Genomic DNA, 13,345 nt, shown 5'->3' on the forward strand with positions numbered 1-13,345 from the left:
AAACCCATTCTGAAAAGGATGGGTTTTTTGTTTTATACAATCTCCATTTTCTTCAGTAGAAAACTTGCATTCATATTTTGGCAGATGCCTTTTTTTAGCCTATAGTCAAAATAGAGTTCATCATTAACAATTTCGGCATCAAAATAATAGTTTTTAACCTCCTGGAGTTCTTCAGAAATTTCACAAAGACTCAAATCATGTGTTGCAATAATTCCTGTAGTATGGCCTGCAACCAGTTTTTCAACAAATTTTCGTGAACCTATGGCCTTATCTGTGCTATTGGTGCCTTTTAGTATTTCATCCAGTATAATAAAATAAGGTTCTGTTTCAATAGCATCTACTATAAATTTTAATCGTGTTAACTCAGAAAAGAAGTAACTACTGTCATCAGTTAGTGAATCACTAGTACGCATACTTGTAATTAACTTAACAGGTGAATATGTACTGGATGAAGCGCAAACAGGTAAACCTACATTTGCCATGACAATATGCAAAGACACTGTTCTTAAAAAGGTACTTTTTCCTGCCATATTTGCGCCAGTAACAATAAAGAATTCTTGATTATTTATCGTCATATCGCTGTCAATCCGTTTGGCAGGCTTAAGTAAAGGGTGACCTAACGATGTTGCTTTGATTACCGAATTGCCTTCTGATATTTCAGGAAAAACATGCTCAGGATGATTATATGCATAAACCCCTAAACTGTTATAAGCATCAAAAAAGGAAACGACTTCAAACCAGTCTTCAACTTTATGACCATATTGGGCAATCCATTGCTCGACCTTAAACGCATTTTTAATATCTGATAAGAGATATCCGTTTCCAAATATGGCTCCTATCAAGTTATTCCTGTTATCTAAAGCGTCCAGATGCTTTGAGAATTCAGAAAATATTTCGGATGCTTTTTTGTCTTCAGATTGAATTTGCTGTTGTTTTTCTAAAAGTAATGCAGATTCAAACGTTTGATTTTCAATTTGAAGTAAAAGCGAGGCATACTGTTTAAAGGTCTCTTTTGTTTTATCTGAATTTGTTGCTAAAGTATTGATGGGTTTTAAATACGATCCAGTAATCATCAAACCTGCAAATAACCAATAACCAAAAAAGCTAATATCAAGTAACTTAAAAAGTGCTAATACCAATAAGCTTGCAGAAACCAAAGTGAACAGCCAAGGTAGCCATTTCATACGTTTTGGGAGTTTGGATTTGTGTTCTTTTAACCATTGGATAATCGTTGGTGCTGGTGTTTCAGTTTCTATCAAACTCGCAGTAGCAGCATAACGTTGCGCCCACTTGATATTTTTAGACAGTTCTCTGGTACAGTTCTGACGATCTTCAATATGTGTAATTTGATTGGATTTCAGTGCTTTGCTAAGTTGTTCTTGACCTTCGGCAGTACTGGTTCGGTTGATGTATTGAAAGAAGGATCCTTTTCCGAAGAGATCGATATCTAAACTATAAAAGTGATTTGGGTCTTGATAGTGTAAACCTGTATCTCTGTCATGAAAATCGCCATCAGCAATTTTCAACTCATCTTGATTAATTTGAAAAAGGGCTTGATGTAGTTTTCGTTTAGCTTTAATGTCGGTATATCTGGATAATAAGAATAGAAATACAATACATCCAGTAATGCCAATAACAGTAGCGATTTGCCAATTTGTACGTGTTAAATATATGCCTGTTACGGTTGCAATAAATATTGATAAGCGCAACGTACTTAATAGTAGAATTCTTTTCTGAAGTGTGTTTACTTCGGTTTGGTGCTTTGTTATTTCGGATTTATAAAATGATAAGGGAGTATCCATGTTCTTGTTTGAAGTATAAAGAAACGAAAAAACCCAAGTCACTACAACTTGGGCTTAAAATATATTTAGAATTTGGTTAGATTAGCCTTTTAGAGAAGCTTTTAAATACTCTTGATTCATACGAGCAATGTTTTCTAAAGAAATGCCTTTAGGGCATTCTACTTCACAGGCGCCAGTATTTGTACAGTTACCAAAACCTTCTTCATCCATTTGCTTAACCATATTTAAAACACGATCAGTAGCTTCGACTTGTCCTTGTGGTAACAATGCAAATTGAGATACTTTTGCTCCAACAAATAGCATAGCACTAGAGTTTTTACAACTCGCTACACAAGCACCACAACCAATACAAGTGGCAGCACTAAAAGCATCATCTGCATCATGTTTGTTGACAGGAATAGCGTTAGCATCAATGGTGTTTCCTGAAGTGTTAACAGAGATAAATCCACCAGCATGCTGGATGCGATCAAAAGAACTTCTGTCTACAACTAAATCTTTAATGACAGGAAAGGCCTTAGCTCTAAACGGTTCAATATAAATGGTGTCGCCATCCTTAAATTTACGCATGTGTAACTGGCAGGTTGTGACACCTCTATCAGGTCCATGAGCTTCTCCATTAATATATAATGAGCACATTCCGCAAATACCTTCACGACAATCGTGATCAAAAGCAACAGGATCGTCTCCGTTAGTAATTAGCTGACTATTTAAAACGTCTAACATTTCTAAAAAAGACATATCAGGAGAGACATCACTAATTTGATAGTCTACCATGTTACCTTTATCGTTAGCATTTTTTTGTCGCCAGATTTTCAATGTTAAATTCATAACAAATGTTTTTTTAAGATTCTATTCTATGATCTTGACCAATTTGAGAAATTTCTAGACCGGTTTTCTCAAAATCGATATCAATACCACCAGTTTTCTTTAAAATAAAGTTTAAGATAGAACAAGCAATTAGCGTAATTATAAAAACAAATACACCAACAATTATCAGCATAAAAATAATTCCGATAATTCCTCCACCTAACATTGCAGCACCTGCAGCGATGTCATTTGTTCCACCAACTAAAGACGCTAGAAGAATTAGAGGTACATAAACTATAAGTAATATGAGAAGGTAAACTAATGTTGCTACTGTAGCATATTTTACAGGATCTATTCTTTTTAATTTTAATTTTAAAATATTATTATTCATAATTCAGTTGATTAGGTTAGTTAATATTATTTATAACTTCGTTCTTTGACTTCAATATTTTCATAAATAAGGTCTTCTTTATGTAATACTGCGTCTTTTGGTTCGCCTTTGTATTCCCAAGCCGATACGTATTGAAATTCTTTGCGACGCATAGCTTCACCTTCAGCAGTTTGGTATTCGTCTCTAAAGTGACCTCCAGCAGATTCTTCTCTTTGTAAAGCATCTTTAGCAAATAGTTCTCCGAGTTCAAGGAAATCGGCAACACGAGCAGCTTTCGCTAATTCTTCATTAAATTCATTTGCAGTGCCGGGAACACGAACATCTTTCCAGAATTCGGCTCTCAATTCAGCGATTTCAGTAATAGCCGATTTTAAATCTTCAGCATTACGAGCCATACCACATTTGTTCCACATGATTTTTCCAAGTTTTTTATGGAAATAATCAACAGGATGTGTTCCGTTATTGTTGATCAAATGATTGATATTATCAACAACGCTCTTTTCAGCTTCGTCAAATTCTTTACTATCAGTTGAAATAGGACCAGTACGAATATCATTTGCAAGATAGTCTCCAATAGTGTATGGCAATACAAAATAACCATCGGCTAAACCTTGCATTAAGGCAGATGCTCCAAGTCGGTTAGCTCCATGATCAGAGAAGTTAGCTTCACCAATGCAATATAAGCCAGGAACAGTTGTTTGTAAATTATAATCTACCCAAATGCCTCCCATAGTGTAATGTACAGCAGGATAAATCATCATTGGCGTTTCATATGGATTTTGATCTACAATTTTTTCGTACATCTGGAAAAGGTTTCCATATTTTTCTCTCACAATCTCTTGTCCGAGTTTTTTCACTAGAGCCTCATCGTTTTCATCCAGACCTCTAACATGAGCTTGTTCTTTTCCGTAGCGCATAAATGCAGAAGCAAAATCTAAGTAAACCGCTTCACCAGTTGCATTAACACCATAACCAGCATCACAACGTTCTTTTGCAGCTCGAGAGGCTACATCACGAGGAACCAGGTTACCAAATGCAGGATAACGACGTTCTAAGTAGTAATCTCTATCTTCTTCGGCTAATTGTGTTGGTTTTAAATTTCCTGCACGTATAGCTTCAACATCCTTTTTATGTTTAGGAACCCAAATTCGTCCATCGTTTCGAAGTGATTCAGACATCAAAGTCAATTTAGATTGATGGTCACCAGATACAGGAATACATGTTGGGTGAATTTGAGTATAGCAAGGGTTTGCAAAAAAAGCACCACGTTTATGAGCTTTCCATGCTGCAGTAACATTAGATCCCATAGCATTTGTAGACAAGAAGAATACATTTCCGTAACCTCCTGTTCCTAATACAACAGCATGTGCTGAATGTCTTTCAATTTCACCTGTAACTAAGTTACGCGCTATAATTCCTCTGGCTTTTCCGTCAACGATAACAACATCCAACATTTCATGACGGTTATACATTTTTATCTTACCACGACCAATTTGGCGATTCATAGCAGAGTATGCACCTAATAAGAGTTGCTGACCTGTTTGCCCAGCAGCATAAAAGGTTCTTGATACCAAAACCCCTCCAAACGAACGGTTGTCTAACAAACCACCATATTCACGTGCAAACGGAACACCTTGTGCAACACATTGGTCAATAATATTTGCTGAAACTTCGGCTAAACGGTAGACATTGGCTTCGCGTGAGCGATAATCACCTCCTTTTACTGTGTCATAAAATAAGCGATAGGTAGAATCACCATCACCTTGATAATTTTTTGCAGCATTGATTCCTCCTTGTGCAGCGATAGAATGTGCTCGTCTAGGAGAATCCTGAAAACAAAAAGCCTTGACATTATAACCTAACTCTGCTAATGTAGCAGCAGCAGAGCCACCAGCTAAACCTGTTCCAACAACTATAACGTCTATATTACGTTTGTTTGCTGGGTTAACAAGGTTAATTGAATTTTTATGATTCGTCCACTTATCAGCAAGTGGTCCTTTAGGTATTTTAGAATCTAAAGCCATATTTAGATGTGTTTTTAGTGATTAAAATGATGAAATAATGCAATAAAAATAAAACCTAGCGGAATACCAATTGCATAAACTTTTGAAAACCCTTTTAATCCTTTCGTGTATTTGTTGTTTGCTCCAATCGACTGAAATGCTGAGTTAAACCCATGTAATAAGTGGAGCGCTAAGAAAATAAATCCGATACAATACAGAGCAACTCTCCATATCGGTTCAAATTTATGAACTAATTCTTCATAGTATCTGTAACCACTATCAGCAACATTAGGATCTACCAATCCAGACATATCGCCTGCAATGTATTTTGTATTGATTTCTGGAATCCAAAAATCAATAAAATGAATCACTAAGAACACTAAAATAAAACCGCCACTCCAAATCATATTTCTACTCATCCAAGTGGAATTTGCCGCACCATTATTTTTAGCATAACTGATTGCTCGGGCTCTGTTATTTCTAATTTCTAAAATAAAGCCCATCACAAAATGAAAAATAACACCAAATATAAGTACAGGCTGTAAGAGGTATTGTACAGCCCAAAATGTGCCCATAAAATGTGATGCTTCGTTAAACGCGTTTTCACTAAAAACTGAAAGAACGTTTATTGCAAAATGTTGTAAAATGAAAAACATGAGGAAGAGTGCCGAAAGTGCCATGGCAAACTTTCTTCCGATCGACGAACTAAAAATTCCGCTCATTATAATTGTAGTTAATTATTTGTTGTACAACAAAGATAAGACTCAGAGAGATGCGTAACAAATTTTAGCTTTTATTTTAGCTATTTAGAATGGGTTTAATTAGACACGCTTGGAATTAAGCCTCGAAGTCCCATATCTACAACCTGTTCACCAATTTCTGGCTCATACTTGCCATCGGTAGTAACTTCTGTCCATTCAAAACTATTATTTATTGAAAACGAAAGTGTTACGACGATGTTTTCAGTTTCATCACCAGTAACCGTTAATCCATTTTCAAATTGTCCGGTCACAACACAGGATCCTTGAGGAATAGGTGATGAATTAAATAATGGATTAGGAACTGTAGTAGCCCCTTCAGGAGCTTGACCTTGTGTAGTAAAGCCTAAAGCTTCAAACGCCCAAAATCCTTGCGCCTGGTTACCGTTTACTTCTATAGTACTTCCATTAAGGTCAAATGAGGTAATGTAAGAGTTGTATCCAACAAAACTGGCTAAGGTTCCTGTAATATCTTGACCATTGGATAAGATGTCGATCGTACCTTCTTGATAAGCTAAAGATACCCTAACCCATTCATAATTTCCAGATGACACCTGACTGAGAGGAATCGTTAAAAACGTTTCATCATGTCCTGCAAAATTGGCGTTTTGAAAATTAATAGCTTGTGCACCTCCAGTTGTGGTTTCATCGCCTTCAAAAATAATTTCACCAGTTCCTAATGCGGTTGTTGCTGTTGGAGCAAATTCAATATAATTGGCACTCATTCTATTTATCGAAGGTGATTGTGCGGCATTTCCGGTAGCAACAGATACAGGTTCCCCAAGGTTTCCTAAGCGTTCTTGGGTAGCATCAAATTTAAATTTGATAATTAAGTTAGGGCTGTCAGGCTGAGGTGAATCGTCTTGATCTTCACTACAACTCAGTACAAATACAAAGCTCAAAAGAGCAATTAGTTTGATTACTTTCATAGGTTTAGAGTTTATATTATAACTCATAAAACAGTAAGTTATTTTACTTCAAAAGAGGTTGTTTCATCACCTATTTGGACAGTATAAGTTCCTTTTGGGATGTAATATTTTCCATTTTCAGATGCATTAATCTCTATGCTAGTATTTTCTTTTAATAAAGCTTTTCGTCCTTTTTCTGTAAGTGTCAGATCATACGATGCATAATTAAATCCCTTATCACTTTCAACGTTCATTTCATTTAATACAGCACCTTTTTCAGATACAACTTTAATTGTTTTTTTTCCTGAAGTGTTAGAATAAAAAGGAATGTCTACACTAGGTTCAAAAGCATTACTCCATTTGCTCCAAGAACGTCCCCAGCGAGGCGAAAACCTTGTGTTTTTAATATCAAAAAGTGTTATAGCTTTTGAAGTCATAGTCGCATCCATTTGTTGTAGTGGCGCAATATTAGTTTTATAGATACTTCGTCCGTGTGTGCCCAACAATAGGTCTTTAGCATCAGGTTGAATCACAATATCATGATAGGCTACATTAGGCAATCCATGACTAAATACGTCCCAGTTTTGACCCTTATTAAATGAGACATAAGCTCCATTGTCTGTTCCCAAATACAAAATATTTTCATTTTCAGGATCTTCCTTAATCACGTTAACAGGTGAGGCTGGAATATTAGAACTAATAGATGTCCATGTATTTCCGTAGTCATTACTCATATAGGCATAAGCTTTAAAATCATCCCATCGGTAACCATTAAGAGTTACATAGACACGTTCTTTTTTATGTTGAGAGGCAATAACACGACTAACCCATAAATCGTTTGGTAAAGTTGCTGAAATATTTGTCCAGCTCCCTCCTGAATTCTTTGTCACATGAATAAGTCCGTCGTCGCTTCCAGCATAGATTAGCCCAAATTGAAATGGGGATTCACTAATTGAAGTTAGTGTGCCATAGGCAACATTTCCTTTTTTCCCGCCTTTCGTCAAGTCATCACTAATGGCTGTCCAATCGTCCCCTTGATTCATAGATCGCATAAGTTTATTTCCGCCTAAATACAAAATATCTTGATTGTGAGGTGACAGAAGAATAGGTGTTTGCCAATTAAAGCGGTAGGGATTTTCTCCTAATTCATGTTTGATATCGAATCGTTTAAATTCGTCGGTACTCCTGTTAATTCTGTAATAATTTCCAAATTGAAACCCAGTATATACGATGTTGTGATCCCGACTATCAATCTGGATTTGCATACCATCGCCTCCCATGATACTTTCCCAAGCGTACTGACCACTTTGATGCCATGATTTGTCTTCTCGAGCGTTGTTTGGACCAACCCAAACACCATTATCTTGTAAACCACCATAGACGTTATACGGTTGAGCATTGTCTACATTAATAGCATAAAATTGACCAACTGAAGGTGAATTGTTTTTGATCCAATTCTCACCATCATCATAAGTAATATTTACACCGCCATCATTTCCATTAATAAGGTGGTTTGGATTTTTTGGATTGATCCAAAGGGCATGATGATCGGCATGAACATTTTCAGCACTAATAGAGGTGAATGTTTTCCCGCCATCTTTTGATTTAACAATTGGCACACCATAGATATAGATATTATTTTCGTTATCTGGAGCGACATAAATGTGTCCAAAATAATAACCATAACTGTAATAAATATCATCGAGATAGTCTTCATGTGTTTTTTCCCAAGTCATTCCTCCATCGGTGCTTTTGTAGACTTCAGCACCAATAACAGGTGTGTCAAATAGCATTGAATTGGCATCCTCCAAATATTTTGCAAGATCAATTGGTTTTACATTTCCGCTTCTAACCATTTGTTTAACGTTATCTGCTCTGTATTTTTCCTGAAAACCATTTGTTTTTAGATATGCGTTTAATCTCTTGTTATCAAGTTTTAGAAAATCGTCTTTCGACATGGATTTAAAATCATCTTTTGACAACATGTTTGAGCCACTATTTGATTTGCCTTCGGAAGGTCTACGAAACTGGCTGTCATGTATAGCATAAATGATATTATCGTCAAATATGGCTAGACCAATTCTTCCAACGCCATTTCCTGTTGGGAAACCACTTTTTTCGGTAGACACCTTAGTCCAGGTATTACCAGCATCAGTACTTTTGAAAATTGCCGAATTTGCTCCACTACCATTAAAATTCCAAGCTTTTCTGTCTTTACTCCAAGACGATGCAAACATGATATTGAAATTATTTGGATTGGTTTGAACATCAATTATTCCGCTACTATCATCTACAAATAGTTTTTGGGACCAAGTTGTTCCTCCGTCTGTGGTTTTGTAGATGCCTCGTTCTTGGTTTGGAGAATATAAGTGACCAGTAACACCAACAACAACTTCATCCGGATTATTAGGATTAATCAAAATGCGACCAATATGATGCGAATCTTTCAATCCCATATTTTGCCATGTGTTACCATTATCTGTCGATTTTAAAATACCAATTCCAGCGTAGCTAGATCGCGAAGCGTTATTTTCTCCAGTTCCGACCCAAATAGTGTTGTTTTTCCAATCGACAGCGATGTCTCCAACATTTTGAGTTTCCGAAGCATCTAAAATTGGAGTAAATGTTGTCCCATTATTTTTGGTGTGCCATACGCCTCCAGAAGCATAACCTACATAAAACTCAGTGGGATTTTCAGGATTGACAGCCAAATCAGTAACTCGACCACTCATTACGGTTGGTCCAATGTTTTCAAATATTACATTTTTGACTAAAGATGATTTTGCTAATTCTGTTTTTTTGATGAGTGCATTTTCAACAACCTGAGGAGTCGTTGAGGGTTGTTGTGCCTGAATTAAAAGCGTAGCTGTAAAGCATAGAAAACATATTTTTTTTAACATGATGAGTTGGTTTAATAATGTGGTCTAAAGGTAATAAATATTGGTGATGGATATACTGCCATAATTAAACAAGGCTAAAGCACAATTACATTAATCTTAGTAAATGTTAATTAAAATACATTATTTGTATTTTTTTAACTAAAAAATTTACTACTTTTCAAAATATTAACTAATAACTATATTAAAATGGAAGAGTATTTACCCTTAATTATTCAGTTAGTTAGTGGTGCCGTAGGTGGAAATATTGCGGGATCATTAATGAAGAAGTTTTCCTTAGGAACACTTGGAAATTCAATTTTAGGAATTTTAGGAGGAGGCCTAGGTGGTCAGCTTCTAGGAATGTTAGGATTGGGAGGTGCTGAAGCTGCTGAAGCATCAACGAGCATGGACTTATCAAGTATCCTATCTAGCGTTGCAGGTGGTGGTGTTGGAGGAGGCGTTGTCATGGCTATTGTAGGTATGATAAAGAATGCTATGAGTAAATAATTAAGATAGCAATCACATTAAAAAAAGGCGTTCTAATATGTAGAACGCCTTTTTTATTTTTAACTTTACATTTCAAAATTATACAGATGAAATACCATAAAATAGATTCTAAGCTTTTTATAAAAAACCGAAAAAATTTCATGTCAAAAATGAAACCAAGTAGTCTTGCGGTTTTCAATTCTAATGACATTTATCCTATAAGTGCAGACAGTACGATGCCTTTTGAACAACATCGTGATATCTTTTATTTAAGTGGTGTAGATCAAGAAGAAAGTATACTCGTTTTATTTCCTGATTGTCCAAAAGAAAAGCATAGAGAAATCTTGTTCTTAAAAGAAACAAACGAACATATTGCAGTTTGGGAAGGTGAAAAGTTAACTAAAAAAGCTGCTTTCGAAACTTCTGGAATTAAAACGGTGTATTGGCTTCAGGATATGGAAAAAATCATGTTTGAACTGATGACACAATGCGATACGGTTTATATTAATACAAATGAACATTATCGAGCATCTGTTGAAACTGAAACTCGAGAAGATCGATTTACCAAATGGCTAAAAGACAAATATCCTGCTCACTCGGTAGCTAAAAGCAACCCTATATTGCAACGTTTACGCTCAGTTAAAGATCAAATTGAGATTGATTTAATGCAGAAAGCCTGTGATATTACAGAGAAAGGGTTTAGGCGTATTTTAAACTTCGTTAAACCCGATGTTTGGGAATTTAATATTGAAGCCGAATTTATGCACGAGTTTTTAAACAATCGCTCCAAAGGGTTTGCTTATACTCCAATTATAGCATCTGGAAATAATGCTAATGTATTGCACTATATTGAAAATAACCAGCAATGTAAAGCAGGTGATTTAATTCTATTTGATGTCGCTGCAGAATACGCCAATTATTCGAGTGATATGTCTAGAACGATACCTGTTTCTGGAAAATTTACCGATAGACAAAAAGCAGTTTATAATGCTGTAAACCGTGTAAAAAATGAAGCGACTAAGCTTTTGGTTCCAGGAACAATTTGGGCAGACTATCATGTTGAGGTAGGAAAATTAATGACCTCTGAGTTATTAGGTTTGGGCTTATTAGATAAAGCAGATGTTCAAAATGAAAATAAAGACTGGCCTGCCTATAAGAAGTACTTTATGCATGGTACCTCTCATCATATTGGATTAGACACACATGACTACGGAATTTTAACCGAACCAATGCAAGCTAATATGGTATTTACAGTTGAACCAGGTATTTACATTCCTAAAGAAGGTTTTGGTATTCGTCTTGAAGATGATGTGGTTATTCAAGAAAAAGGAGAGCCATTTAACCTGATGCGTAACATCCCTATTGAAGCTGATGAAATTGAAGATTTGATGAATTAACCGCTTTCTTGTTACAAATTTAGGGGTTCGTCGTTATATAATATAAACCTTCAAAACATAAATTATGAAAAACGTAATTATATTATGCCTGACCGTAGTGTGTTCAATACTAAGTTTAAAGGCTCAAGAACAACATGTAGAAGCAGCAACTCATTCTAACTGGGAAGTTAAAGTTATTACAAGTGTAGAGTCCATTGTGCCCAATGGTCTTGGTCGTTCGAGATTGATTTCTGCAAATGAAGATAGAGATTTTAAAGAGTTTACTTCTGAACAAACTGAAGATGATAATACCAGAAACAAATCTAAACGAAAAGATATTCGAGTTAAAGATTTTGAAGAAACTAAACTATTAAACTTCTATAATCTTGGCGGTATTAGGTTTCAGAATATCGCGGCAAATGATGCGGTTATTTCATCAAAACTTACAGCTATGCTGGCCGAAGGATGGGATTTGGCTTTTGTTACCAGTGCTGTCGAAAGCGATGCTGGAGGCGATGATGGTCAAGGCATTTTTATTACGCGTTATATCTTTAAAAGAAAACTATAAAAAAACTTAAGCGTCGCAATGTTTATCATTGCGACTTTTTTTTATTCTATGCTTGATGCTTTTTTTGAAGATGGAAATGACCAACGTTAGTAGTGCAGGTATTACCCAACCTAAATTATGCTTTGCTAAGGGGATGTGACTAATAAGTTTGCTTAAGCTGTCTGAAGGACTTATAAATCCTAAAACATCTGGAATGCTAAATAAAAATGTCACAATAACTACGGCTCTAAATACAAAAGGAGTTGAATATTGCTTTGGTAGCACATTGAGTAAAATCAGTACAATAGTGATAGGATATATAAAGTATAAAACCGGTATGGCAATAATAATGATTGAATGAAAATCCAGTTGACCTACAATAACTCCAAAAACACAGGCAATAATAGCAGTACATATATATACAAGTTGCGAGTTGCCCAGTAAGCCTTTAAAGTAATCTGCTGTTCCGGCAATAATTCCAATTGCAGTAGTAAAACATGCCAGTGAAATTAAAATACTCAACACTGTATTGCCAAAGTTGCCCAAAGCGGCAATACTAATTCCGCGAAGTAAATTTGCACGTTGCATATCACTGCTTAAATTCTCGTTGATATTTATTTCAGAACCATAATATGCACCAACTGAGATAAGTCCGGCATAAATAATAAATAGTCCTAAACCAGCAATCCAGCCCGACTTAGCAATTAAAGTTTTCTTATCCTCAAAACTCCCTTTATGTCTTAGGTTAATTGAAATTATAATCACAGCTCCAACAACTACGGCACCAATAGCATCAAAGGTTTGATAGCCTTCTAAAATCCCAGCAACCATCGGTGTTTCAAATTGAGATATGCTTGTGCTCATTTCAGAAGAAAATAAACCAATACCAATAACCATTAACAGCATTATTACAATTAAAGGAGTTAAGAATTTACCAATAAAACTTAGGATTTTTGAACGATTGAGTACAAAAACTAGGACCAATGCAAAATAAATGGTACTTGTTAATAATGGGCTAGTTTCAAAAACAGGATGTATGGCAATTTCATGAGTTGCTGCAGCAGTTCGTGGCGAAGGAATTGCTACTGCAATGATGTAAATAAGTATGCAATAGATCAAACTGAATTTAGGAGATACCTTTTTACCAAAATCATATAAAGTACCTTGTAATTTAGCATGTGCTAAAATGCCAATGATAGGAATAACTACAGCAGTAATCATAAAACCAATTGCGACCCAAAACCAATTGTCTCCAGCATTATAACCTAAAAGAGGAGGTAGCAATAAGTTTCCAGCACCAAAAAAGAGTGAAAAAAGAGCGAAACTCGTTATAAATAGGTCTTTAGTTTTATTCATTATATGATTTTTATATTTGTCTAATATAGTAT

Annotated in this window: 11 protein-coding genes; 3 read left to right on the plus strand and 8 right to left on the minus strand. The window is 35.5% G+C overall.

Annotated elements, in window-relative coordinates:
• Nucleotides 1-32: 32 nt before the first annotated feature.
• From H7350_RS04330 to H7350_RS04360, 7 genes are all read right to left on the minus strand, one after another.
• Entirely contained in the window at nt 33-1,802 is a 1,770-nt protein-coding gene (locus H7350_RS04330; protein ID WP_204344634.1) for a MutS-related protein, read from the minus strand.
• Between the two features lie 81 nt (nt 1,803-1,883).
• Nucleotides 1,884-2,630: a succinate dehydrogenase/fumarate reductase iron-sulfur subunit gene (locus tag H7350_RS04335; protein ID WP_204344635.1), complete on the minus strand. Its 747-nt coding sequence runs from the start codon at nt 2,628-2,630 to the stop codon at nt 1,884-1,886.
• A 13-nt stretch (nt 2,631-2,643) separates the two neighbouring features.
• On the minus strand, nt 2,644-3,000 hold the full coding sequence (locus H7350_RS04340) for a hypothetical protein (protein WP_204344636.1): 357 nt from the start codon (nt 2,998-3,000) through the stop codon (nt 2,644-2,646).
• A gap of 26 nt (nt 3,001-3,026) precedes the next feature.
• The gene (locus H7350_RS04345) at nt 3,027-5,024 is read right to left on the minus strand and encodes a fumarate reductase/succinate dehydrogenase flavoprotein subunit (protein ID WP_204344637.1); all 1,998 of its coding nucleotides are present in this window, start codon (nt 5,022-5,024) and stop codon (nt 3,027-3,029) included.
• Between the two features lie 14 nt (nt 5,025-5,038).
• On the minus strand, nt 5,039-5,725 hold the full coding sequence (locus H7350_RS04350) for a succinate dehydrogenase cytochrome b subunit (protein WP_204344638.1): 687 nt from the start codon (nt 5,723-5,725) through the stop codon (nt 5,039-5,041).
• A gap of 95 nt (nt 5,726-5,820) precedes the next feature.
• Complete coding sequence (locus H7350_RS04355) at nt 5,821-6,690, minus strand: hypothetical protein (RefSeq protein WP_204344639.1); 870 nt, start codon at nt 6,688-6,690, stop codon at nt 5,821-5,823.
• A 38-nt stretch (nt 6,691-6,728) separates the two neighbouring features.
• Nucleotides 6,729-9,569: a WD40/YVTN/BNR-like repeat-containing protein gene (locus tag H7350_RS04360; RefSeq protein ID WP_204344640.1), complete on the minus strand. Its 2,841-nt coding sequence runs from the start codon at nt 9,567-9,569 to the stop codon at nt 6,729-6,731.
• Nucleotides 9,570-9,755: 186 nt separating this feature from the next.
• Between H7350_RS04360 and H7350_RS04365 the strand changes: the two genes are divergently transcribed.
• From H7350_RS04365 to H7350_RS04375, 3 genes are all read left to right on the plus strand, one after another.
• The gene (locus H7350_RS04365) at nt 9,756-10,055 is read left to right on the plus strand and encodes a hypothetical protein (protein ID WP_204344641.1); all 300 of its coding nucleotides are present in this window, start codon (nt 9,756-9,758) and stop codon (nt 10,053-10,055) included.
• Nucleotides 10,056-10,141: 86 nt separating this feature from the next.
• Nucleotides 10,142-11,431, plus strand: coding sequence for an aminopeptidase P family protein (locus tag H7350_RS04370; protein ID WP_204344642.1), 1,290 nt, complete (start codon nt 10,142-10,144; stop codon nt 11,429-11,431).
• A gap of 64 nt (nt 11,432-11,495) precedes the next feature.
• Nucleotides 11,496-11,978, plus strand: coding sequence for a hypothetical protein (locus tag H7350_RS04375; protein ID WP_204344643.1), 483 nt, complete (start codon nt 11,496-11,498; stop codon nt 11,976-11,978).
• A 6-nt stretch (nt 11,979-11,984) separates the two neighbouring features.
• Here the strand turns inward: H7350_RS04375 and brnQ are convergent, their stop codons facing one another.
• On the minus strand, nt 11,985-13,313 hold the full coding sequence (gene brnQ, locus H7350_RS04380) for a branched-chain amino acid transport system II carrier protein (protein ID WP_204344644.1): 1,329 nt from the start codon (nt 13,311-13,313) through the stop codon (nt 11,985-11,987).
• Nucleotides 13,314-13,345 lie beyond the last annotated feature (32 nt).

This window comes from Psychroserpens algicola (assembly GCF_014526325.1).
GTDB lineage: Bacteria > Bacteroidota > Bacteroidia > Flavobacteriales > Flavobacteriaceae > Psychroserpens > Psychroserpens algicola.